General features: G+C 68.8%; 20 protein-coding genes. All 20 read right to left on the bottom strand.

Translation table 11 applies throughout. The features are described from left to right. Positions 1-91: 91 nt before the first annotated feature. Positions 92-772 carry a YoaK family protein gene (locus tag AC1RSJ_RS03050; RefSeq protein ID WP_493116863.1) on the bottom strand — a complete coding sequence of 227 codons (681 nt, stop codon included), beginning with the start codon at positions 770-772 and terminating at the stop codon, positions 92-94. A gap of 37 nt (positions 773-809) precedes the next feature. Next, the gene (locus AC1RSJ_RS03045; RefSeq protein WP_493116862.1) at positions 810-1,775 is read right to left on the bottom strand and encodes a carbohydrate ABC transporter permease; all 966 of its coding nucleotides are present in this window, start codon (positions 1,773-1,775) and stop codon (positions 810-812) included. Continuing rightward, a complete protein-coding gene (locus AC1RSJ_RS03040) occupies positions 1,775-3,082 on the bottom strand; it encodes a carbohydrate ABC transporter permease (RefSeq protein WP_493116861.1) in 1,308 nt (435 codons plus the stop codon). The genes AC1RSJ_RS03045 and AC1RSJ_RS03040 overlap by 1 nt, the downstream gene beginning before the upstream one ends. Positions 3,083-3,203: 121 nt before the next feature. After that, positions 3,204-4,529: an ABC transporter substrate-binding protein gene (locus tag AC1RSJ_RS03035; RefSeq protein ID WP_493116860.1), complete on the bottom strand. Its 1,326-nt coding sequence runs from the start codon at positions 4,527-4,529 to the stop codon at positions 3,204-3,206. Positions 4,530-4,716: 187 nt separating this feature from the next. After that, on the bottom strand, positions 4,717-5,688 hold the full coding sequence (locus AC1RSJ_RS03030) for a DNA topoisomerase IB (RefSeq protein ID WP_493116859.1): 972 nt from the start codon (positions 5,686-5,688) through the stop codon (positions 4,717-4,719). Positions 5,689-5,902: 214 nt separating this feature from the next. Next, positions 5,903-7,096 carry an elongation factor Tu gene (tuf, locus tag AC1RSJ_RS03025; protein ID WP_493116858.1) on the bottom strand — a complete coding sequence of 398 codons (1,194 nt, stop codon included), beginning with the start codon at positions 7,094-7,096 and terminating at the stop codon, positions 5,903-5,905. A 98-nt stretch (positions 7,097-7,194) separates the two neighbouring features. After that, a complete protein-coding gene (gene fusA / locus AC1RSJ_RS03020) occupies positions 7,195-9,309 on the bottom strand; it encodes an elongation factor G (RefSeq protein ID WP_493116857.1) in 2,115 nt (704 codons plus the stop codon). A gap of 72 nt (positions 9,310-9,381) precedes the next feature. Next, positions 9,382-9,852, bottom strand: coding sequence for a 30S ribosomal protein S7 (gene rpsG, locus AC1RSJ_RS03015; protein WP_493116856.1), 471 nt, complete (start codon positions 9,850-9,852; stop codon positions 9,382-9,384). 5 nt (positions 9,853-9,857) lie between these two features. Beyond that, entirely contained in the window at positions 9,858-10,226 is a 369-nt protein-coding gene (gene rpsL, locus AC1RSJ_RS03010) for a 30S ribosomal protein S12 (protein WP_493116855.1), read from the bottom strand. A gap of 340 nt (positions 10,227-10,566) precedes the next feature. Then, positions 10,567-11,310: a hypothetical protein gene (locus AC1RSJ_RS03005; protein ID WP_493116854.1), complete on the bottom strand. Its 744-nt coding sequence runs from the start codon at positions 11,308-11,310 to the stop codon at positions 10,567-10,569. Further along, a complete protein-coding gene (locus AC1RSJ_RS03000) occupies positions 11,307-12,062 on the bottom strand; it encodes a hypothetical protein (protein ID WP_493116853.1) in 756 nt (251 codons plus the stop codon). Before AC1RSJ_RS03000 ends, AC1RSJ_RS03005 begins: the two co-directional genes overlap by 4 nt. Further along, complete coding sequence (gene pilM / locus AC1RSJ_RS02995; protein ID WP_493116852.1) at positions 12,059-13,108, bottom strand: type IV pilus assembly protein PilM; 1,050 nt, start codon at positions 13,106-13,108, stop codon at positions 12,059-12,061. Before pilM ends, AC1RSJ_RS03000 begins: the two co-directional genes overlap by 4 nt. 26 nt (positions 13,109-13,134) lie before the next feature. Continuing rightward, positions 13,135-13,980, bottom strand: coding sequence for a prepilin peptidase (locus AC1RSJ_RS02990; protein ID WP_493116851.1), 846 nt, complete (start codon positions 13,978-13,980; stop codon positions 13,135-13,137). Further along, positions 13,980-15,857: a hypothetical protein gene (locus AC1RSJ_RS02985; protein ID WP_493116850.1), complete on the bottom strand. Its 1,878-nt coding sequence runs from the start codon at positions 15,855-15,857 to the stop codon at positions 13,980-13,982. The genes AC1RSJ_RS02990 and AC1RSJ_RS02985 overlap by 1 nt, the downstream gene beginning before the upstream one ends. Beyond that, the gene (locus AC1RSJ_RS02980) at positions 15,854-16,516 is read right to left on the bottom strand and encodes a prepilin-type N-terminal cleavage/methylation domain-containing protein (RefSeq protein ID WP_493116849.1); all 663 of its coding nucleotides are present in this window, start codon (positions 16,514-16,516) and stop codon (positions 15,854-15,856) included. Before AC1RSJ_RS02980 ends, AC1RSJ_RS02985 begins: the two co-directional genes overlap by 4 nt. Next, positions 16,513-17,925, bottom strand: a complete 1,413-nt coding sequence (locus AC1RSJ_RS02975; protein WP_493116848.1) for a hypothetical protein — start codon at positions 17,923-17,925, stop codon at positions 16,513-16,515. The genes AC1RSJ_RS02980 and AC1RSJ_RS02975 overlap by 4 nt, the downstream gene beginning before the upstream one ends. Positions 17,926-18,034: 109 nt before the next feature. Continuing rightward, positions 18,035-18,487 (bottom strand): type II secretion system protein, encoded by a 453-nt coding sequence (locus tag AC1RSJ_RS02970; protein ID WP_493116847.1) that lies wholly within the window; start codon positions 18,485-18,487, stop codon positions 18,035-18,037. Positions 18,488-18,639: 152 nt separating this feature from the next. Further along, positions 18,640-19,056, bottom strand: coding sequence for a type IV pilin protein (locus tag AC1RSJ_RS02965; protein WP_493116846.1), 417 nt, complete (start codon positions 19,054-19,056; stop codon positions 18,640-18,642). Positions 19,057-19,101: 45 nt separating this feature from the next. Further along, entirely contained in the window at positions 19,102-20,346 is a 1,245-nt protein-coding gene (locus tag AC1RSJ_RS02960; RefSeq protein WP_493116845.1) for a type II secretion system F family protein, read from the bottom strand. Then, positions 20,346-21,679, bottom strand: a 1,334-nt coding sequence (locus tag AC1RSJ_RS02955) for a type IV pilus twitching motility protein PilT (RefSeq protein ID WP_493116844.1), incomplete at its 5' end; no start/stop codon positions are given. The genes AC1RSJ_RS02960 and AC1RSJ_RS02955, both read right to left, overlap by 1 nt.

Here is a 21,679-nt window from a genome sequence, read left to right as displayed (position 1 = left end):
CAGTGATCCGCGCGCGAACGCGCAGAATGTTGAACCCGTTGATTCTGCCATGACATCGCGCCTCCTGCAACCCGGGCGTGTCGCGGAGGGGTCAGCGGGCGCGCCGCTCCGCCGCTCCGAGCACGAGGAGCCCGGCGCCGGAGGCGACGGCGGCGGCGAGCAGCGCCAGCCAGCCGCCCGCGACGGCCACCGCGAGCGCGCCCGCCGCGGCGCCGGCGGCCATGGCGACGACCGCCAGCAGCCTCGGGATCCAGCGCTCCCCCGCGCCGCCGCCCGCCCGGCTCTCGCGCGCGAGGTTCGCGATCGTGTTCGTCACGACGATGGTCGTGACGTCGCTGTTGCCCACCGGCTTCACGGCAGCGACCTGGCAGCCCATCACGATGGCGAGCAGCGCCGTGACGACGAGCTGCACCGGCGTCGCGAGCCGCCCCGAGATCAGCCAGAGCACGGCGAGCCCGAGCAGCACCGCCGTGCCGGCGCCGAGCACGATCGCGCTCCGTCGCGGGAGGCTCCGGTCGCGGTGACCGCGGGCGACCAGGCGGCCGCCCAGCACCGAGCCGGCGGCGAAGGCGAGGAGCGCCACCACGTTGTTGAGCAGCGGGATGCCGCCGACCCCGACGACGGCGAAGCCGATGAAGAGCACGTTGCCGGTCATGTTGCCGGTGAACACGCGATCGAGCCCGAGGTAGCTCGCGGCGTCCACCGCGCCCGTCGAGACGGTGAGCAGCAGCAGGCCCGCGACCGAGAGCCGCGGGTGGATGGCGGCGCTCACCGTCCCACGCTAGCGGGACGGTGAGCGCCGTCCGGCCTCAGCCCTTCGTCGCGCCCGCGAGCAGGCCGCGGACGAAGAAGCGCTGGAGCGAGAAGAACACGACCAGCGGCACGATGATCGAGATGAACGCGCCGGCGGACTGCAGGAACCAGCGGTCGCCCCACGAGCCGGAGAGCGAGTTCAGCGTCTGGGTGAGCGGCAGCGATGACGACGGCGCGAAGATCGTCGCCACCAGCAGGTCGTTCCACACCCAGAGGAACTGGAAGATCGCGAACGACGCGATCGCCGGCATCGCGAGCGGGATGATCATCCGGAAGAAGATCTGCCCGTGGCCGGCGCCGTCCACCCGCGCGGCCTCGATGATGTCGTGCGGGATCTCCGAGATGAAGTTGTGCAGCAGGAAGATCGCCAGCGGCATCGCGAAGATCGCGTGGGCGATCCACACGGTCGCGAAGCTGTGGTCGACGTCGCGGAGCACGAAGCCCGGGAAGACCTGCGTGCCGTTGATCGTGAGACCACGGGAGAACAGGCTCAGCAGCGGCACGAGCGCCATCTGGATGGGCACGATCTGCAGCGCGAACACCGCGACGAACACGATGTTGCGACCCGGGAACGGGATCCAGGCGAACGCGTAGGCCGCGAGCGCCGCGATGGCGATCGGGATCAGCGTCGCCGGGATCGCGATCGCCAGCGAGTTGATGAACGACTGCCCGAGCGTCAGGGCGGTGCCGCCCGAGGTGAGCGCGTCGGAGTAGTTCTGCAGGGTGAACGACGGGTTCGTGAAGACGGTCCACCATCCGCTCGTCGCCGAGTCGGCGCCGGGGCGGAACGACGTGACGAACAGGCCGAAGGTGGGGATGGTCCAGAGCACCGCGATCGCGATCGCGGCGATGGTCGCCCCGCGCGAGGTGAGCTTCTTCTGCGCGTCGCGCTCCTGGCGCTTCAGCTCGCGCTCGGAGGGCGCGACGACGGCGCGGATGCCGGGCTGGTCGATGGCGGTCATCAGCGGATCTCCTTCTGCATGCGCATCTGCCGGACGTTGTAGATGATCAGCGGCAGCACGAACAGGAACAGCACGACGGCCAGCGCCGACGAGTGCCCGTAGCTCTGGAACCGCTGCTGCTGGTTGACCATCTCGAAGCCCAGCACGGTCGAGTTCGAGCGGCCGCCCGTCATGACGGCGACGATGTCGTAGACCTTCAGCGAGGCGATGGTGATCGTCGTGAGCACCACGACCACCGACGAGCGGATGCCCGGCACGGTCACGTTGCGGAAGATCTCCCACGCGTTCGCGCCGTCGAGGCGCGCGGCCTCGATCTGCTCGGTCGGCACGCCCTTGATGGCCGCGGACAGGATGACCATCGCGAAGCCGGTCTGGGTCCAGACGAACACCGCGAGCAGGCAGAACGTGTTGATCAGCGGCTGCGCGGCGAGCCACGAGACCGGCTGGCCGCCGAACGCCGTGACGACCGCGTTGAGCAGGCCGATCTGCTGGCCCTCGCGGTAGTCGTACACGAACTTCCAGATGATGCCCGCGCCGACGAACGAGATCGCGACCGGCATGAACACGAGCACCTTGAGGAACTTCTCGCCGCGGGCCTTGTCGATGAAGACCGCATAGATCAGCCCGATCACGGTCGACACGATCGGCGCGATGAGCGCCCAGATCAGGGTGTTGATGACCGACCAGAAGCCGTCAGGGTTCGTGAAGGTCCAGGCGTAGTTCTCGAGGCCGACGAACGACTTGCCGGTCTTGTCGAAGAAGGACTGGTAGATCGTCGAGAGCGCCGGGTAGACCAGGCCGAGCAGCAGCAGCAGCACGGCCGGCGCCAGGAAGATCACGAGCTGGAACAGGTAGCCCGAGCCCTCGCGCGCCCGGTAGTCGGCGAAGAACAGCAGCGCGCCGGCGAGCAGCGCGATGCCGACGACGTAGATCACCGAGTTCTGGTACGGCCGCAGCACCATGAAGGCGAGGAACGGGATGACGAAGCAGGCCGCGATGCGGAGCACCGTGTAGCGGGTGCCGGGTCGCGGCGCGAACTCGATGAGCACGAGGATCAGCGCGACGACCGCCGCGAACGCGACGACGACGATCGGGATCTGCACGAGCGGCTGGAGGCCGCCGAGCCAGACGAAGAAGCTGTTGAGCGAGAAGCCCAGCGAGGTCGGGACGACGCTCTCGGCAGGGCCCCTGCTGATCATCACGACGAAGAGGATGACGATCGCGACGGCGGCGATCGCGACGATCACTCCCGTCGCGGTGCGCGGGATCCTGCGGCGACGGGTGACGCCGGGACTGACGACGGCCATGGGGATCTGCCTTCCTCGCGCGCCGTTGCGCGGGTTCGATCGGGGATGCCGGTTTTCAGGGGGAGGTGGTGAAGCGGCCGGGGAGGGTTCGGCATCCCTCCCCGGCCGCTGTCATGCCGTGCTAGTTCTCGTAGCCCGCCTGGATGTCGCTGAGCACCTTGTCGGTGGGCTCGCCGTCGATCCAGTTGACCATGCCCTTCCAGAAGGAGCCCGATCCGACCGTGGCCGGCATCAGGTCGGACGCGTCGAAGCGGACGGTGGTGTCGTCGCTCTGCAGCGTCTTCATCGTCTCCTGCAGGAACTCGCTCGAGGCGAGCGTCGGGTCGGCGCCCTTGTTGGCCGAGACCACGCCGCCCAGCTTCACGCGGGCGTCGGCCCACTCCGGGGTCGACATGTACTCCACGACCTTCTTCACCGCGTCGGTGTCGGAGAAGCGGGTGACGAACTCGCCGCCGGCCTCGACCGAGAGCTGACCGGCCTTGTCGCCCGGCAGCACGAACGCGTTGACGTCGCCGTCGGCGCCGATCTTCGGCGTCTCACCGGACTTGGTCTTCGCGGTGAGGAAGTTCGCCGAGAGGAACGAGGCCTGGTGCGTCATCGGGCAGCTGCCGTCGGCCACCTTGTTCGCCACGTCGGCGAAGGCGGTCGAGTTGATGCTCTTGACGTCGCCGAAGCCGGCGTTCACGTAGTCCGGGTTCAGCAGGATCTCGCCGACCGAGTCGAAGGCCTTCTTGATCTCCGGGTCGGTGAACTTCACCTTGCCGGCGACCCAGTTGTCGTAGACGTCGGTGCCGGACTGACGGAGGACGAGGTCCTCGACCCAGTCGGTGCCCGGCCAGCCGGAGGCCGCGTCGGAGGCGAAGCCGGCGCACCAGGGCGCGGCGCCCGTCTTCTCGCGGATCGTCTTGGTGAGCGCGATCAGGTCGTCCCAGGTCTGCGGCACCTCGACGCCCCACTCCTTGAACTGCGCCGGCGAGTACCAGACGTAGCCCTTGAGGTTGGCGAGCATCGGAGCGGCGTAGAACTTGCCGCCGTCGGTGCCGTACTTCTTCCAGTCGGCGCCCCAGTACTTGTCGACGTTCTTGTCGACCGTCGCGGTCGCCGTCTTCACCTCGCCGGTGCCGATCAGGCTCTTCAGCAGTCCGGGCTGCGGCACGATGGCGATGTCCGGGGCGGAGCCGCCGGTCACCTTCGTGACGATGTTGCCCTCGAAGCTCTTGTCGCCGGTGTACTTGACCTTGATGCCGGTGTCCTTCGTGAACTTGTCGAAGGTCTTGTTCAGGGCGTCGGCCTCGGTTCCGGTGATGCCGCCGGAGATCTGGACGGTCTCGTTGGTACCGCCGCCTCCGCCGGATCCGGTCTCGGCACATCCGGCCAGCACGATCGCCGCCACGCCGGCGAGCGCCAGCGGGACCAGCAGTCGGCCGCGTCGGGTCGAGTTGCGCATGGTGTCCTCCTCATCGAGTTCGCTCCAACCGCCGGCACGGACCAGGTCCGCGCGTCGGGATCGCGTCTGGTCAACTCTGGAACAGCGCGGCAGGTCGCGCAACCGACCGCGGTCACGGATCGGTAACTATGCAACCGGTTGCATCGTTGGAACCACGGGCGAAGGAGGCGCCGCGCGCGGGATGCGATCAGTCGAAGAGCAGCGCGCGGAGCTCCGACTCGGCCGACGCGAGCCGAGCGGCGTCGATGGTGGTGCCGGCGTCGTACAGATCGATGATGCGGGGGTCGACGTAGCTCGATCTCGCGATCGCCGGCGTGTTGCCGAGCACGTCGGAGGCGTCGCGCATGGCCTGCGCCACGGCGCGCTTGCGTCGCGTCGGCGTCGGCTCCGTCCCGTGCCGCGCGAGGCTGACCGCGGCGGCGACCGAGCCGTGGAGCGTGCGGAAGTCCTTCGCCGAGAACTCCCCGCCGGTGCGCTCCCGCACGTCGGCGTTGATCTCCGCGGCGGCGAGCGGATGCCAGCCGCGCTCGTCCTTCCACGCCAGCAGACGGGCGCGGCCGCCGCGCCGCTTCAGCGCGGCCACCGCGGCCGCCAGGTCCGGATCGCGGATGTCGGACTCCCATTCCTGGCCGCTCTTGGCCGGGAACCGCAGCTCGACGGTGTCACCGCCCGTGACGGAGGCGTGGGCGCCGAGCAGCGTCGACAGCCCGAAGCTGCCGTGCTCGGCCGCGTAGCGCTCCGAACCGACCCGCAGGCTGCCGGTGTCGAGCATCCGGAAGGCCGCGGCGAGGGCGCGCTCCCGCGGCATCCCGTCGCGGCGGAGGTCGATCGTGACGGCCCGGCGCGCCGCCGGCAGGGTCTCGGCGAGAGCGAGCGCGCGGTCGTGCTTGATGCGGTCCTTCTGCTCGCGCCAGGTCGGGTGGTAGATGTACTGCCGCCGCCCGGCACCGTCGATCCCGGTCGCCTGGATGTGGCCGTTCCCGTACGGGCTGATCCACACCTCGGTCCACGCCGGAGGGATGGCGAGGTGCTCGATGCGGGCGCGCAGCTCGGCGTCCTGCACCGTTTCGCCGTCGGCGGTGCGGTAGCTGAAACCGCGGCCGGAGCGCACGCGATGCAGACCGGGGCCGGAGGAGTCCGAGCGGCGGAGGCGGGCCATGCGGTCACGCTAATGGCGGCGTCCCGGGGCGCGGGATCCCCGCAGTCAGCCCCCAGCGGGCTTCGACAGGCTCAGCCATCCGAGAGGGGCCGGCTTCCACAGGCTCAGCCACGAGAGGGGCCGGCTTCGACAGGCTCAGCCATCCGACGGGGCGGGGACGACGAAGGGGCCGGACCTCGCGGTCCGACCCCTCCTGGTCAGCAGTCCGGAAGGACTACTTGACGATCTTCGTGACCTTGCCGGCGCCCACGGTGCGGCCACCCTCGCGGATGGCGAAGCCGAGGCCCTCCTCCATGGCGATCGGCTGGATCAGCGCGACGGTCATGTCGGTGGTGTCGCCGGGCATGACCATCTCGGTGCCCTCGGGCAGCGTGATGACGCCGGTGACGTCGGTGGTGCGGAAGTAGAACTGCGGACGGTAGTTCGCGTAGAACGGGTTGTGACGCCCGCCCTCGTCCTTCGACAGGATGTACGCGGTGCCCTCGAAGTCGGTGTGCGGCGTGACCGAACCCGGCTTGACGACGACCTGGCCGCGCTCGACGTCCTCGCGCTTGGTGCCGCGGAGGAGCAGACCGCAGTTCTCGCCCGCCCACGCCTCGTCGAGCTGCTTGTGGAACATCTCGATGCCGGTGACGGTGGTCTTCTGCGTCGCGCGGATGCCGACGATCTCGACCTCGGAGTTGATGGCGAGGGTGCCGCGCTCCGCACGGCCGGTGACGACGGTTCCACGACCGGTGATCGTGAAGACGTCCTCGATCGGCATGAGGAACGGCTTGTCCTTGTCGCGCACCGGGTCGGGGATGTTCTCGTCCACGGCCTCCATGAGGTCCAGGACGGACTGCGACCACTTCTCGTCGCCCTCGAGCGCCTTGAGGCCGGAGACGCGCACGACGGGCGCGTTGTCGCCGTCGAAGTCCTGGCTCGAGAGCAGCTCGCGGACCTCGAGCTCGACGAGCTCCAGGATCTCCTCGTCGTCGACCATGTCGGCCTTGTTCAGGGCGACGAGCAGGTACGGCACGCCGACCTGCTTCGCGAGCAGCACGTGCTCGCGGGTCTGGGCCATCGGACCGTCGGTCGCCGCGACCACGAGGATCGCGCCGTCCATCTGGGCGGCACCGGTGATCATGTTCTTGATGTAGTCGGCGTGACCCGGGGCGTCGACGTGCGCGTAGTGGCGCTTCGGCGTCTCGTACTCGACGTGCGAGATGTTGATCGTGATGCCGCGCTGGCGCTCCTCGGGAGCGGAGTCGATCGACGCGAAGTCGCGGGGCTTGTTCACGTCCGACGGGTACTTGTCGGCGAGCACCTTGGAGATCGCCGCGGTGAGCGTGGTCTTGCCGTGGTCGACGTGACCGATCGTTCCGATGTTGACGTGCGGCTTGGTCCGCTCGAACTTGGCCTTAGCCACTGTGGTCCTCCCTAGGACGGTTTTCTGCGTTGAGTATCTTACGTGGATCCGGGAGGGGCGTCGCCGCCCCTCCCGTCAGGGCTTCGTGAGCGGGGAGCTCACTCCCCCTTGGACTTCTGGACGATCTCCTCGGCGACGGCCTTCGGGACCTCCGAGTAGCTGTCGAACGTCATCGAGTAGACGGCACGGCCCGAGGTCTTCGACCGCAGGTCGCCGACGTAGCCGAACATCTCCGAGAGCGGGACCTTCGCCGTGACGACCTTGACGCCGGTGGCGTCCTCCATCGACTGGATCTGGCCACGACGCGAGTTCAGGTCGCCGATGACGTCGCCCATGTACTCCTCGGGCGTGCGCACCTCGACGGCCATCAGCGGCTCGAGCAGCACCGGGTCGGCACGACGAGCGGCCTCCTTGTACGCCATCGAGCCGGCGATCTTGAACGCCATCTCGGACGAGTCGACGTCGTGCGCCGCACCGTCGACGAGCGACGCCTTGACGCCGACCGTCGGGTAGCCGGCGAGCACGCCGACCTGCATGGCGTCCTGGATGCCGCTGTCGACCGAGCCGATGTACTCGCGGGGCACGCGACCGCCGGTGACGGCGTTCACGAACTCGTACGAGGTCTCGGGGGTCACCTCGAGGGGCTCGATGGTGATCTGGACCTTCGCGAACTGGCCGGAGCCGCCCGTCTGCTTCTTGTGCGTGTAGTCGTACTTCACGACGGTCTTGCGGATCGTCTCGCGGTACGCCACCTGCGGCTTGCCGACGTTCGCCTCGACGTGGAACTCCCGCTTCATGCGGTCGACCAGGATGTCGAGGTGGAGCTCGCCCATGCCCTTGATGATGGTCTGGCCGGTCTCCTGGTTCTGCTCGGTGCGGAACGTCGGGTCCTCTTCGGCCAGCTTCTGGATCGCGGTGCCCAGCTTCTCCTGGTCGCCCTTCGTCTTCGGCTCGATGGCCACCTCGATGACGGGCGCGGGGAAGGTCATCGACTCGAGCACGACCTGCGCGCTCGGGTCGGACAGGGTGTCGCCGGTGGTCGTGTCCTTGAGGCCGATGACCGCGTAGATGTGACCGGCGGTGACGCTGTCGACCGGGTTCTCCTTGTTGGCGTGCATCTGGAAGATCTTCCCGATGCGCTCCTTCTTGCCCTTCGTCGAGTTGACGATGCCGGCGCCCGAGTCGAGACGGCCCGAGTAGACGCGGATGTAGGTCAGACGGCCGAAGAACGGGTGCGTCATGATCTTGAACGCGAGGGCGGAGAAGGGCTCGTCGGCGTCGGCGTGACGCTCGATGACCTTCTCCTCGTCCTTGACGTCGTGGCCCTCGACGGCCGGCACGTCGAGCGGCGACGGCAGGTAGTCGACGACCGCGTCGAGCATCGGCTGGACGCCGCGGTTCTTGAACGCGGAGCCGCAGAACACGGGGTAGATCTCGCTCGCGATGACCATCTTGCGCACGGCGCCCTTGATCTCGTCGACCGTGAGCTCCTCGCCGCCGAAGAACTTCTCGAGCAGCGCGTCGTCGGTCTCGGCGACGGTCTCGAGCAGGATCTGCCGGTACTCGTTGGCCTTCTCGACCAGGTCGGCCGGGATCTCCTCGATGGCGTACTTCGCGCCCATCTCCACGTCGCCCTTGGCGTCGCCGCGCCACGTGAGCGCGCGCATGTAGACCAGGTCGACGACGCCCTCGAACGAGGACTCCGACCCGATCGGCAGCTGCATCACGAGCGGCTTCGCGCCGAGGCGCTTGATGATCGTGTCGACGGTGAAGTAGAAGTCGGCGCCGAGCTTGTCCATCTTGTTGACGAAGCAGATGCGCGGCACGTCGTACTTGTCGGCCTGACGCCAGACGGTCTCCGACTGGGGCTCCACGCCCTCCTTGCCGTCGAACACGGCGACCGCGCCGTCGAGCACGCGGAGGTTGCGCTCCACCTCGACGGTGAAGTCCACGTGTCCGGGCGTGTCGATGATGTTGAGCTGGGTGCCCTCCCAGAAGCAGGTCGTCGCGGCGGACGTGATCGTGATGCCGCGCTCCTGCTCCTGCGCCATCCAGTCCATCGTCGCGGCGCCGTCGTGCACCTCGCCGATCTTGTGGTTGATGCCCGTGTAGAACAGGATCCGCTCGGTCGTGGTGGTCTTGCCGGCATCGATGTGGGCCATGATGCCGAAGTTGCGGACCTTCGAGAGGTCGGTGAGCACGTCCTGTGCCACGGGGGTTCCTTTCGGGAGAAATGCGGATGCGATGAGCGGGGCCGGGTCGCGGCCCCGCTCAGCGCGGAGCTGCTACCAGCGGTAGTGCGCGAAGGCCTTGTTCGACTCGGCCATCTTGTGCGTGTCCTCGCGGCGCTTGACCGCGGCGCCGAGGCCGTTCGAGGCGTCCAGGATCTCGTTCTGGAGGCGCTCGGTCATGGTCTTCTCGCGACGCGACTTGGCGTACGAGGTGAGCCAGCGCAGCGCGAGGGTGTTCGCGCGGTGCGGCTTGACCTCGACCGGCACCTGGTAGGTCGAGCCGCCGACGCGGCGGCTCTTGACCTCGAGGGTGGGGCGCACGTTGTCGAGCGCCTTCTTGAGCACCTGGACGGCGTCCTGGCCCGACTTCGTGCCGACGCCGTCGAGCGCGCCGTACACGATGCGCTGGGCGAGGTCCTTCTTGCCGTCGAGCAGGATCTTGTTGACGAGCTGGCTCACGATCTGCGCGCCGTACACCGGGTCGGCGACGACGGGGCGCTTCGGAGCGGGTCCCTTGCGAGGCATCTTCCTCAGCCCTTCTTCGCGCCGTAGCGGCTGCGAGCCTGCTTGCGGTTCTTCACGGCCTGGGTGTCCAGGGCGCCGCGGACGATCTTGTAGCGGACGCCGGGCAGGTCCTTCACACGGCCGCCGCGCACGAGCACCATCGAGTGCTCCTGCAGGTTGTGGCCCTCGCCGGGGATGTAGGCGGTCACCTCGACGCCGTTGCTCAGCTTCACGCGAGCGACCTTCCGCAGCGCGGAGTTCGGCTTCTTCGGGGTGGTGGTGTATACGCGGGTGCAGACGCCGCGCTGCTGGGGGTTCGCCTTGAGCGCGGGCGCCTTGGTCTTGACGACCTTCGGCGTGCGGCCCTTGCGCACCAGCTGCTGAATGGTGGGCACTACTGATTCTCCTTGTGCTGCACGGTGACAGCGATTGATGGAATGGTCTCGGCCATCGAGATCCGCCGTGCTCCGCGAAGCGCGGATCGAGCGGATATGCCGTGGGGGTGGGTCCTCGGAGAGGACCTGCGTCCCGTGCGCACGACGAAGCGCGCACACACGTGCCCCAGATTACCCCGGATGACCTGGCGCTCGCAAGGCGGCGCGGGCCGGTCGGGGCGCTGTCCGCTCAGGGCGGAGGCCGATCATCTGCTCCGGGGAGAAGCGCGAGCGCCCGGCCTGCGGAGGGCAGGCCGGGCGCTCGTGTGCAAGGGCGGAGGGAGTGCCCCGCACATCTGTGTCAGCCGTTCGAGGAGGTGCTCCCCGAGGCGGCTGTGGAACCGGCGGACGACGGGTCGCGGAGCACGTAGAGCGTGCCCGTCGCCGTCAGGGTGTAGACGCCGTCCTCGCCCGCCGTCTTCACGACGTTGTCGACGAGGATGAGCCGGCTGCCCTTCTGGATCGCCGACAGGAACGCCGACGTCTGGTCGCTGCCGCCCGTGACCGTGATGATCACCGGGATGGTGATGAGGTTGGACGAGCTGACGAGCGGATCGGTCAGCGGCGTGATGACATTCGTCTCCGTCGTCGTCGCTGCCGGAGCGGCCGAGGCGGAGGCCGACGGGGACGCCGACGCGCTCGCCTTCGGGTCGGCGGCGGCCGCAGCGGCTGCGGCAGCGGCCGGGTCGACCGGCGCGACGTAGGGCATCGGGTCGCCGAGCGACCAGGACTGCAGCTCGACGCCGTTGGCCGAGACCGCCGTCTCGAGCTCGCGCAGGAACCCGTCGCCGTCGACGCCCGGGGGCACCGACTTCTTCAGCTCCGCGAGCTGCGCGTTGAGGTCGGACTCCGAGGCCTTGTCCTTCTCGAGCTGCGCGACCTCGGCGGCGATCGCCGAGTTCTGCGCGTCGACGGTGGCCCGCTGCTCGTCGGCGGCCGAGGCCGCGGCGAGCGCCGGTGCGGCGCCGAGGAACCATCCGCCCGCGAGCAGCGCGCCGCAGACGACGATGGTGATGATCACCCAGATGCGGTTGTCGATCTTCACTTGTCCCCCTCCTTCTCCGGCGCGAACCGGTGCGAGTACGCCTTCTCGTCGATGTGCATCGTGAGCGACGCCGTGTACAGGCCGTCCGAGAGCGTGACGCCCTGCGGCGACGCGTCCGCGAAGCCCTTCACCTGCGAGAGCCCGGTGATCCAGGTCGGCAGCTCGGGCAGCGTGCTGGTCGTGGCGGTGATCGACACGGTGCCGATGCGCTCGCCCTCCAGCGGGATGATCGACTGTGGGTACGGCGTGAGCGCGTCCGCGGAGTCGACGGTGACGCCGGTGAGCGTCACGCCCGCCGGCAGGTGCGCCTTCAGGTCGGCGAAGAACGCGGCCCAGTCGATGTCGGTCGAGCCGCCCACCTTCTGCGCGGCCTCGGCCTGGGCGATCCAGGTCTTCGTGTTCTTGATGTCCTGGAGCTTGCCGAGGCGTGCCTGCTCGTTCGCCGTCTCCTGCTGCGAGGTGAGCAGCGAGGCCTGGGCGGCCATCGAGAGGTAGACGCTGCCGCCCACCCCGCCGATGGCGATGATCGCGACGGCGACGATGATCAGCCGCAGGCCGCGACGGACGCTCTTCTGCTTCTGCCCGATCGCGAGCTCCGGCGGGAGCAGGTTCGCCCGCGGCGCGATCGGCGAGATCGAGCCCGCGGCGTGGCCGCGGGTCGTGGCGACCTCGGTCGAGGGGGCGGCGGGTGCCGCCTCCTTCTTCGGCGCCTTCTCCTTCTGCTTGCCCAGCGGGCGGGTCAGGATGCTCATGCGCGCGCCCCGATCGCGAGTCCGGCCGCCACCGGGAGGCCGCCGGCCTCCGCCTTGAGCTGCGCCTGGTCGACGGTCTTGGCGACGGTGAGCCGCGTGGTGACATCCGGCACGCCGACGGGGATGCGGGTCGCCTCCGCCATGGCCTGCGGGAGGCCGGGCAGCTGCGCGCCGCCGCCGGAGAGCAGCAGCCGCTCGATGCGGGCGCCCTGGCGGGTGTTCACGTAGAAGCTCAGGGTGTTGCGCACGCTGTCGAGCAGGTCGGACGTGACCGCCGCGATCGTCTCGACGGCCGGTCGCCACTCCGGCGTGACCTGGGCGGTGGCGAGGCCGAAGCCGCGCTTGACCTGGTCGGCCTGGTGGCGCTCGATGCCGAGCTTCTGCACGAGCGCGGACGTGACGTCCTCGCTGCCCTGCTGCACGATGCGCACGAACTGCGGCACGCCGTCCTGCGCCACGATGACCGTGGTCATGGTCGCGCCGACGTGGACGATCGCGGCGGTGCCGCGGGCCTCCTGCGGTCCGAGCAGCGCGCGCACGATGGCGAAGGGGACCAGGTCGACCTCGACCGGGTCGAGTCCCGCCTCCTGCACGGCCAGCACGTTGTTGAGCACCGGCTCCTTGACCGCGGCGATCAGCAGGCCGTTGACGACCTCGCCGTTCTCCACGCGTCCGCCCGAGACCGGGTAGAAGTCGAGCAGGGCGTCGGCGACCGGCACGGGCAGGAGCTCCTGCACCTGGAACGGCAGCGACTCCTTGATCTGCGCGAGCGGGGCCTTCGGCACCGTCACGTCGCGGACCAGGACGCGGTGGTTGCCCATGCCGAGCACCACCTTCTTGGACTTGAACCCCGCGGCGGACCACAGCTGCTTCAGCGTGGATGCGAAGGTGCCCTGCTCGAGCACCTCACCCCGCTGCGCGGCCGTGGTGGCCACGTTCATGGCGTGATACCGCAGGAGTGTCGGACGACCCTTTCCGGTGTCCATCACTTCCGCAGCGCGGATCACGCCGTTCCCGATGTCGAGACCGACGACACTGGACGACATATGCTTCCCCCCTTGTTTTCGCTGCGTCAGCCGAGGCCGACGAGTCTGAGATAGCCGGCGGCCAGTGGCCCTCCGGCGAAGATCGATACCCAGGCGCCCGCGAGCATCCACGGCCCGAACGGGATGCCGCCCTTACGGCCGACCCGCTTCGCGAGGATCAGCGCCAGCGAGACGAGTCCGCCCAGCAGGAACGCGGCGAAGGCGCCGACGAGCAGCTGCGGCCAGCCGAGCCAGCCGAGGAACATCCCCAGCACGCCGGCGAGCTTGATGTCGCCCTCGCCCATGCCGCCGGACTTGGCGATGGCGAGGATGAAGTAGAAGACGAACATCGCCACGGCGCCGATGCCGGCGCGCAGCAGCGCGCCCCAGTCCCCCGACAGCGCGGAGGCGGCGGTGAGCAGCACGGCCGCGACCGCGTACGCGGGCAGCACGATCGCATCCGGCAGCCGGTGCACGTCGAGGTCGATGAGGGCGAGCGCGACGGTGATCGCCGCGAGGTAGAGGAACGCCACGAGCGTGACGACGGCGCCGGCCGTCGCCGCGCCGCCGGTCGCGGCCGAGATGCGCGGCGCGAAGGCGAGGGCGGTGCCGACGAACAGCACGGCGGTGAGCAGCTCGACGGCCGGGTAGCGCCACGAGATCGGCTCGGCGCAGTCGCGGCAGCGTCCGCGCAGCAGCAGCCACGAGAGCACCGGGATGTTGTCGTAGCCGCGGATCTCGGTGTGGCACTTCGGGCACGCGCTCGCGGGCCGCACGACCGAGAGGCCGGCCGGCACGCGGTAGACGACCACGTTGAGGAACGAGCCGATCGCGAGGCCGAACGCACCGCCGAGGACGGCGACACCGAGCGCGATGGAGGTCAGGGCGCTCATCAGACCGGGGTCCCGTCTGCCTTGAATGCGGCGGCGACCTCGACCTGGATGTTGATGCCGTAGGTCGTCTGGACCGGCTGCAGGTACTTCGGCGGGGCGGTCGCCTTGAGGCGGTCGTCGTAGCCGTAGTCCTTCGTGAAGCCCGTCTGGTACGAGCCGCCGTACGAGACGCCGACCGCGCCGCGCCACTCCTGGGCGATGGAGCCCTTCACCGTGAGGGTGCCGAGCTGCGCGCCGTAGCCGTAGTTCTGCACCTGGAACGTGCCGCCGTTGGAGGCGATCGCGGCCTGGATGGTCACGTTGGCCAGCCCGGAACGGGCGAGGAGCGTGCTCTTGCCGTTGCTCGTCGAGCAGCTGCCGTCGCTGAGCACCGAGGAGCAGCTGATCGGGTTCCACACCTGCACGGCGGTCTGGCCGACGAGGCCGAGGATGTCGCTGGTCGCGTCCGCGTAGAGGAGGTCGCCGGTCACGTAGAGGAAGTTCTGGGCCCCCACCGTCAGCGCGCCGTCGAACGTGCCCTGCACGAAGGCGTCGCCGTTGCGGCAGCCGTAGTACGAGGCGGCGCCGTCGCTGCCGGTGTTCTCGTTGGTCGCCGGGTACGTCATGCCGTTCTTGTTCGTCAGTCCGTTGCCGTAGGTGGTGACGGTCTTGCCGCTGACGATGGTCGTCTTCGTGCAGAACGTCGCGGACGACGGGGAGGTCGGCTGGTCGGTCGGCGCCCACCAGTTCGGGTCGGTGTTCGTGTTGAGCAGGCTCGAGGGCACGGACTGCACGTAGACGAGGTTGTTCGCGGGCACCTTGACCTTCGCGCCGGTGGTGCTCTTGAGCGCGGACAGGGCGCCGCACTGGGCCGACGCGTCCTTGCCGGTCATCTTGCCGTCGGCGGCGATCGCGACCTGGGTCGCCTTCGTCCACGGCGACCAGACCGTCATGTAGCCGACGCCGCTCTCCTGGGTGAACAGGATCTGCGTCGGGCCGGTGTAGAGGCAGCCCGGGGTCGTGCCGGCGACGTCGTAGCGCGTCTCCTGGATCATCTTCGAGTTCGTCTGGGGCAGCGTGAACGTCTGCACGTTCTCCGGCTGCGGGTTCGACGACGAGGCCTGCTGGAAGTTCGCGTTCTTGCAGGTCGTGCTCGGCTTCTTGTACACGCCGTTGGCGGCGGTGGACTGCACCTGGCGCTGGAAGGTCGCACCGCAGATGTAGAAGGAGTCGTTCGTGCGGACCGGTCCGCGCAGGATGTCCTTCTCGATGAACTGCACCTGCTTGCAGGCCTTGTTCGCGTCGTAGTCGCTGTCGGTGACGTGCTGCGAGACGCAGAGCTTCGAGCTGTTGCTCGCCATGGTCTCGCCGGTGATGGCCGGATTCGACGACTCGTAGTCCGTGAAGTAGAGGTAGTCGATGAAGCCGGTGCCGCGCAGCGAGGCGACGAGCGACTTGACCTGGTTGTTCATCTTGCCGGTCACGCGCACCTTGAGCGTGCCCGTCGCGGCGAAGTTCGAGTTGTCGACCTCGTAGCGGAAGAACTCGGAGCCGTCGCTGTTCGGCACCTCGGCCCAGGTGCCGCCCTTGGTGATGCCGAAGGCCGGGTTGCTCTTGGTGCCGGAGAAGACGCTCGTGCCGGTGAACGCAGTCGTGACCCCGTAGTTCCAGTACTGGTTGTCGGTGGTGATGCGGCTCTGGTAATCGGCGAGGCCGGCGTAGGCGGCGGCGGACGCGTTCGCGCCGTCGCGGTCGGTGCCGGACTTCACCGCGCCGGAGGTGCTCAGCGAGAGCCCCGTCGCGATCATGACGGTGAGCACCATGCCCATGAGGATGACGGCGGCGAGCGCCACGCCTCGGTCGTCGCGCCGGATGCGGCGCAGGATGGTCGTGATCATGAGCCGTCGTACGCTCCAGCCTGGCCGACATTGAGCAGGGCGATCACCGAGCTCAGGTGCGAGTTGCCGGACGCGCCGGCCGTCTTGGAGCCGAGCTCCAGGTTCACCGACACCGACGAGAACGCGGCCGGGTCGGTCACGGCGTCACCGCCGGAGTTGAGGAACGTGAACAGCGGCGGGCCGTCGCTCGTGGGCGAGGCGATGGGGCCGCCGAGCACGTTCTTCGTGCTGACCGTCGAGAACGTGTAGTAGCCGTTGACCGGGGCGTTCGCCGCCCAGACCTCCTGCACGAGGTTGCCGTTCGCGTCGAGCGAGAAGCGCACCTTCTGCGGCGCCGCCGTCGTGTCCTTGAGGTTCACGTAGGCGTAGAAGATGACCTCGGTCGGCTTCGCGGTGTCGAAGGCGGGCAGCGGGCTCGTCTGCGTCGAGATCGGGTACGGCGTCGCCGCGTGGAAGTACCGCGAGAACTGCGCCATGATGTTCGCCGCCGGGCGCGTGTTGCGATCGGCGAGCGCGGCCGTGTTCATGCCGCGGGTCGTCGAGATCAGCATCCCGCCGAGCATCGCGAGGATCAGCAGTCCGAGGGCGGCCGCGACCATGACCTCGACGAGCGTGAGGCCGGCGTCGCTGCGGCGCACGCGGCGGGCGAGGCGGATCACGAGACCACCGTCCGCGGGTCGAGGGTGACGGTGTTCGGGAACAGCGGGTAGAGCAGCCCGGGGTTGACCTGGCCGCGCCCGGTGATGGTGATGTTCGTGCCGAGGCTCGCCAGGTCGAAGATGTTCTTCTTCAGCTCGCCCTTCTTGTTGCTCGTGTAGATGCTCCAGGTGCCGTAGGGCAGGGCGATGGTCGCGGTCGTCTTGAACGGCGTCGGGAAGGCGAGCGTCTGCTTCGCCTGGCATCCGGGGTCGCCCTTGCCGGACGCCGTCGACGTCACCGCGGTGACGTAGTCGCCACCGCCGCTGAGCCCGGTGATCGTGACGGTGCCCATCGGCACGGAGGTCGACGGCGCGGTGGTGCCGGCCTGCGCCGCGACCGGCGTCGGCGCGACGCCGATGGCGCCGTCCGTGTCGGGGGTCTGCCAGGCGCCGGGGTACGGGCTGAGGCAGCTCGCCGTGCCGCTGCCGGGCACGTAGGCGCCGCCGACGATGCCGTAGCCGTCCTGCCACGGGTAGGCGTTCACGCCGGCCGGCGCACCGGCGAACGTCGACACGCCCGAGGTGGGGTTGACGAAGCTGACGGCCATGTCCGGCGTGACGGCGGCCGGATAGGTGAGCGGGAACGTCGCCGCCGTGTCGTAGCTGAAGTTGACCATCGTGTTCTGGCCCGCCTTGATGACGACGTTGCCGTTGACCGAGGGGTCGGCCTGCTTGAAGTCGATGCCGCCGGCGCGGGTCGCGGTGACCTTGTAGGTGCCCGGCGTCGCTTTGAGGCCGAAGGAGCAGCCGTCGCTGTCGGTCGCGGACGGGGCGGTGGTCAGCGCGGTGGCGCCGCCGCTGACCGGGCTCATGGTGATCGTGACGCCCTGCTGCGGCGAGCCGTCGGCGCCGATGATCGAGACGATGATCGTGCCGGTCGTGTCGGTGTTGAGGTTGCTGATCGGCGCGATGGACGTGGCCATCGTCACCTTCTGCAGGTCGGAGTTCGAGTTGAGCCGCCAGGAGACGGTGTCGACGACGCTCTTGTAGGCGAGCGTGCCGGTGCCGGTGCCGCAGGCGCCGAGCTTGCCGTTGGTGTCGGCCCAGTTGACCACGCGCTCGAGGGCGTAGGTCGTGCCGCCGACGCTCTGGTAGGTCGGCGTCGACGTCGACGTGACCTGGAGGATGCCGTCCTTCGTGTTGAGGGCGCGCATGCGGAGCGAGTCGAGGTCCTGCGTGGCGAGGGACAGTGCCGTCTCGCGAGCGCGGGTGTGCTGGGTCTGCACCAGCGTGGAGGTGAGGCTGTAGGCCACGCACGTGGCGAGGATCGAGAAGACCATGAGTGCGACGATGATCTCCGCCATCGACAGGCCGGCGTCGCCGGTCCGGATGCCGCGGAACGCGGTGCGGATTCGCTGCTGGATCGACATGGTCCCCTCCCCCCGAAGGTTGCTTGCCTGGTGTTCCCGGACTGCGGGTCCGGATCCGTGGAGAGCGGGGCGCCGGTGGGAACCGGCGCCCCGCTCAGAGGCGGCTAGATCAGCCGATGGTGCAGGGCGTGGAGCTGACGCCGAGGGTGTCGGTCGCGTAGAACTTGTTGCTCGTCGAGGACTCGCCGATGATGCAGAAGGCGCCCGAGGTCGCGTTCGCGGTGACGGGGCCGTAGGAGAGCTTCACGGTGTCGGTGCCCATGGTCGCGCCCGCGTCGGCCCACTTCGGGGTCGTCGGCAGGGTGGTGGCGCCGGCGAACTTGGTCGGCAGCGAGCCGTTCGAGGTCTGCAGCGAGACGACCGCGGTCTTCAGGCTGGCGAGGTCGGACTTGACGCCCGAGTCCTTGGCGTTGTTCTGCACACCCACGTAGACCGGGATGGCGATGGCGGCGAGGATGCCGATGATGATGACGACGACGAGCAGCTCGATGAGCGTGAAGCCCTTGTCGCCCTTGCGGATCTTGTCCATGCGGGCGGCGAGCGCCTCCATGATGCGGGTCATGATGGGTCCATTTCTTCTTCGTTGTGATGGATGTCCGAGCCGTTCCCCCAAACGGTGCGACCCGACAGATATGAAGTTATTCAGTGCATTCCCGGCGCGGAATCCCGCGTCCGGGGGTGAAACGGTGGTACGGCTGACCCCACTTGGAGGGGTCAGCAGCCGCCGGCGACGACGCCGTCGGACTGCGTGATGTGGAACGAGTTCGTCGTGACGGCGGTGGCCTGGATGCAGAACGAGGTCATGGTCGGCGTGCCGCCCATGAAGGCCACCGACGTGGTGGTGCTCGGCGTCAGCGTGTAGCCGTACTTGGCGAGGCCGGTGGTCGCATTGGCGTCGAACGTCGGCGTGGCGCCGTTCGTGCCCTTCGTCGTCCAGTAGCTGATGAGCGCCGTCTTCGCGTGCTCGAGATCCGTCCTCGCGCCGGCCTCCTTGGAGCCCTGCTGGCCCATGAAGTAGACCGGGAACGCGATGGCGGCCAGGATGCCGATGACGATGACGACCACCAGCAGCTCGATGAGCGTGAAGCCGTCGTCCCGGGTCCCCACCCGGGCCTTGATGATTCTCTGCATTGCGAACTCCTCCCCAGGAAGTCCGGGCCCCTCGCGGGGCGGTGGTCAGCCGCCGACGGCACCTGCGATGCTGAAGATCGGCATGTAGAGCGCGACGATCATGCCGCCGATGATGACGCCCAGGAAGGCGATCATGAGCGGCTCGATGAGGCTCGTGAGGGCCTTGGTGCCGGCCTCGACCTCGTCGTCGTAGAAGTCGCCGATCTTCGTCAGCATGATCTCCAGCGCACCCGAGTCCTCGCCGACCGCGACCATCTGCGTGACCATCGGCGGGAAGACCTTCTCCTCCGACAGCGGACCGGCGATCGACTTGCCCTGGCGAACCGACTCGGCGACGGCCTTGGTGGCCTTCTCGACGACCCAGTTGCCGGACGTCTCGCCGACGATGACGAGCGCCTGCAGGATCGGCACACCGGCGCCGATCATGTTGGCCAGGTTGCGGGCGAAGCGCGCCACCGCGATCTTCTGGAACAGGCTGCCGAAGACCGGGAGCCGGAGCTTGAGCGGGTCGACCTTGGAGCGGACCGCCTCGGTGTTCTTGTTGACGCGCCACCACATCGAGAACGCGATGATCAGGACCACCGCGGTCGGCACGACCCAGACCATGTTCTCGGAGAGGGTCACGAGCAGCTGCGTCGGCGCCGGCAGCTCCTTGCCGAGCCCCTCGAACATGTTCTTGAAGATCGGGACGATGAAGATGAGCATGATCACGACGGCGAGCAGCGCGAGGATCAGCACCATCACCGGGTAGGTCAGCGCCGACTTGATCGTCGCCTTGAGCTTCGACTCCTTCTCGAAGTTCGTGGCGATCGAGTCGAGCGCCCCCTCGAGGAAGCCGCCGGCCTCGCCGGCGCGGATCATGTTGATCATGATCGGCGGGAAGTCGGTCGGGTGCTTGAGCATCGCGTCCGACAGCGCGGAGCCGGACTCCACCTCGCGCGTGACCTGCTGCAGGATCGAGGCGAGCTTCTTGTTCTCGGTCTGCTCGCCGAGGATGCTCAGCGTCTTCAGCATCGAGAGGCCGGACGAGATCATCGTCGCCATCTGGCGGCTGAAGATCGCGAGCGACTTGAGGTCGACGCCCTTGCCGAAGCTGCCGAACGAGATGTCGCGGTTGAGGCCGGTGCCGCCGAGCGACTCCTTCACCTCGACGGGCGACAGCCCCATGAGGCGCAGCTTCTCGACGGCGGCGCCCTCGCTGGAGCCCTCGAGGCGCCCCTTGACGATCTTGCCGTCGGCGTTGCGCGCCTTGTACTCGAACGAGCGGGCGGTTGCGGTTGCGGCAGCCATCAGTACTGCGCTCCGTTCTGCTGGGCCATGTGGGCGTCCATCTCGGCGTCGAAGCTCGAGAACGACGGACCGTCGGTGCTGTTCATGTCGACGCGGGTGATGAGGCGCTCGAGCGTCTCCGGGTCCTGCGCCTTCTCCATCGCGACGGCGCGGGTGATCGCGCCCTCGTTGACGAGATCCGCGAGGGCCTGGTCCATCGTGTGCATGCCCTGCGCGCTGCCGGACTGGAGCATCGAGGTGATCTGGTAGGTCTTGCCCTCGCGCACGAGGTTCGCGATGGCGGGCGTGGTGAACATGACCTCGGTCGCGACCGCCCGGCCCTGGCCGCCGGCCTTCTTCACGAGCGTCTGGCAGACGACGCCCTGGAGCGTCGCCGAGAGCTGCGTGCGCACCTGGTCCTGCTGGTGCGGCGGGAAGACGTCGATGACGCGGTCGATCGTGGTCGGCGCGGACTGCGTGTGCAGCGTGGCGAACACGAGGTGGCCGGTCTCGGCGGCGGTCAGTGCGATCGAGATGGTCTCGAGGTCGCGGAGCTCGCCGATGAGGATCACGTCGGGGTCCTGGCGCAGCACGTGCTTGAGCGCGTTGCCGAAGCTGTGCGTGTCGCGGCCGACCTCGCGCTGGTTGATCAGCGACTTCTTGTTGTTGTGGAGGAACTCGATCGGGTCCTCCACCGTGACGACGTGGTCGCGTCGGGTCTCGTTGACGAGGTCGATCATCGCCGCCAGCGTGGTCGACTTGCCGGAGCCGGTCGGGCCGGTGACCAGGACGAGGCCGCGGGGCAGCGTGGAGAACCAGCCGACCTCGGGCGAGATGCCGAGCTCCTTCAGCGTCTTGATGCGCGTCGGGATGATGCGGAAGGCGGCGCCCATGGAGCCGCGGTCCTGGTAGTAGTTCACGCGGAAGCGCGCGTTGGCGTTGAGCGTGTACGCGTAGTCGAGCTCGAGGTGCTCCTCGAAGCGCTCGATGAGCTTCGGCGAGAGGAGCGAGTAGAGCGCCTTCTTCACCATGCCGCGATCCCAGACGTCGGCGCCGGCGATCGGGCTGAGGCCGCCGTCGACGCGGAGCATCGGCTGCGCGTTCGAGGAGATGTGGAGGTCGGAGGCGCCGGTCAGCAGCACCTGCTGGAGCGCCGCGATGAGGTCTGCGTCCGGCTCGCCGCTGCTCGGGTTGAGGTCGGAGACGTCTTCCTCGTCGACCGGCGCGGCGGTGGCGGGCACGGCGAGCGCCGGCTCCTCCACCGGGGCGGCCGGGGCTACCGGGGCGACGGGCGCCGCCGCGACGGGCGCGGCGACCGGCTCGGCGACGGGCGCTGCCGCGACGGGTGCGGCAG

Source organism: Schumannella sp. GW821-FHT10F01, from assembly GCF_058809295.1.
The sequence above is the reverse complement of the archived record's forward strand: the minus strand, read 5'-3'. Positions and strand labels throughout refer to the sequence as shown.

Coding starts and splice junctions, on each gene's coding strand:
- AC1RSJ_RS03045 (WP_493116862.1), bottom strand. CDS start 1,775: ATGACCGCCATCGACCAGCCCGGCATCCGCGCCGTCGTCGCGCCCTCC.
- AC1RSJ_RS03040 (WP_493116861.1), bottom strand. CDS start 3,082: ATGGCCGTCGTCAGTCCCGGCGTCACCCGTCGCCGCAGGATCCCGCGC.
- AC1RSJ_RS03035 (WP_493116860.1), bottom strand. CDS start 4,529: ATGCGCAACTCGACCCGACGCGGCCGACTGCTGGTCCCGCTGGCGCTC.
- AC1RSJ_RS03030 (WP_493116859.1), bottom strand. CDS start 5,688: ATGGCCCGCCTCCGCCGCTCGGACTCCTCCGGCCCCGGTCTGCATCGC.
- rpsG (WP_493116856.1), bottom strand. CDS start 9,852: ATGCCTCGCAAGGGACCCGCTCCGAAGCGCCCCGTCGTCGCCGACCCG.
- AC1RSJ_RS03000 (WP_493116853.1), bottom strand. CDS start 12,062: ATGAGCATCCTGACCCGCCCGCTGGGCAAGCAGAAGGAGAAGGCGCCG.
- pilM (WP_493116852.1), bottom strand. CDS start 13,108: ATGTCGTCCAGTGTCGTCGGTCTCGACATCGGGAACGGCGTGATCCGC.
- AC1RSJ_RS02990 (WP_493116851.1), bottom strand. CDS start 13,980: ATGAGCGCCCTGACCTCCATCGCGCTCGGTGTCGCCGTCCTCGGCGGT.
- AC1RSJ_RS02985 (WP_493116850.1), bottom strand. CDS start 15,857: ATGATCACGACCATCCTGCGCCGCATCCGGCGCGACGACCGAGGCGTG.
- AC1RSJ_RS02975 (WP_493116848.1), bottom strand. CDS start 17,925: ATGTCGATCCAGCAGCGAATCCGCACCGCGTTCCGCGGCATCCGGACC.
- AC1RSJ_RS02970 (WP_493116847.1), bottom strand. CDS start 18,487: ATGACCCGCATCATGGAGGCGCTCGCCGCCCGCATGGACAAGATCCGC.
- AC1RSJ_RS02965 (WP_493116846.1), bottom strand. CDS start 19,056: ATGCAGAGAATCATCAAGGCCCGGGTGGGGACCCGGGACGACGGCTTC.
- AC1RSJ_RS02960 (WP_493116845.1), bottom strand. CDS start 20,346: ATGGCTGCCGCAACCGCAACCGCCCGCTCGTTCGAGTACAAGGCGCGC.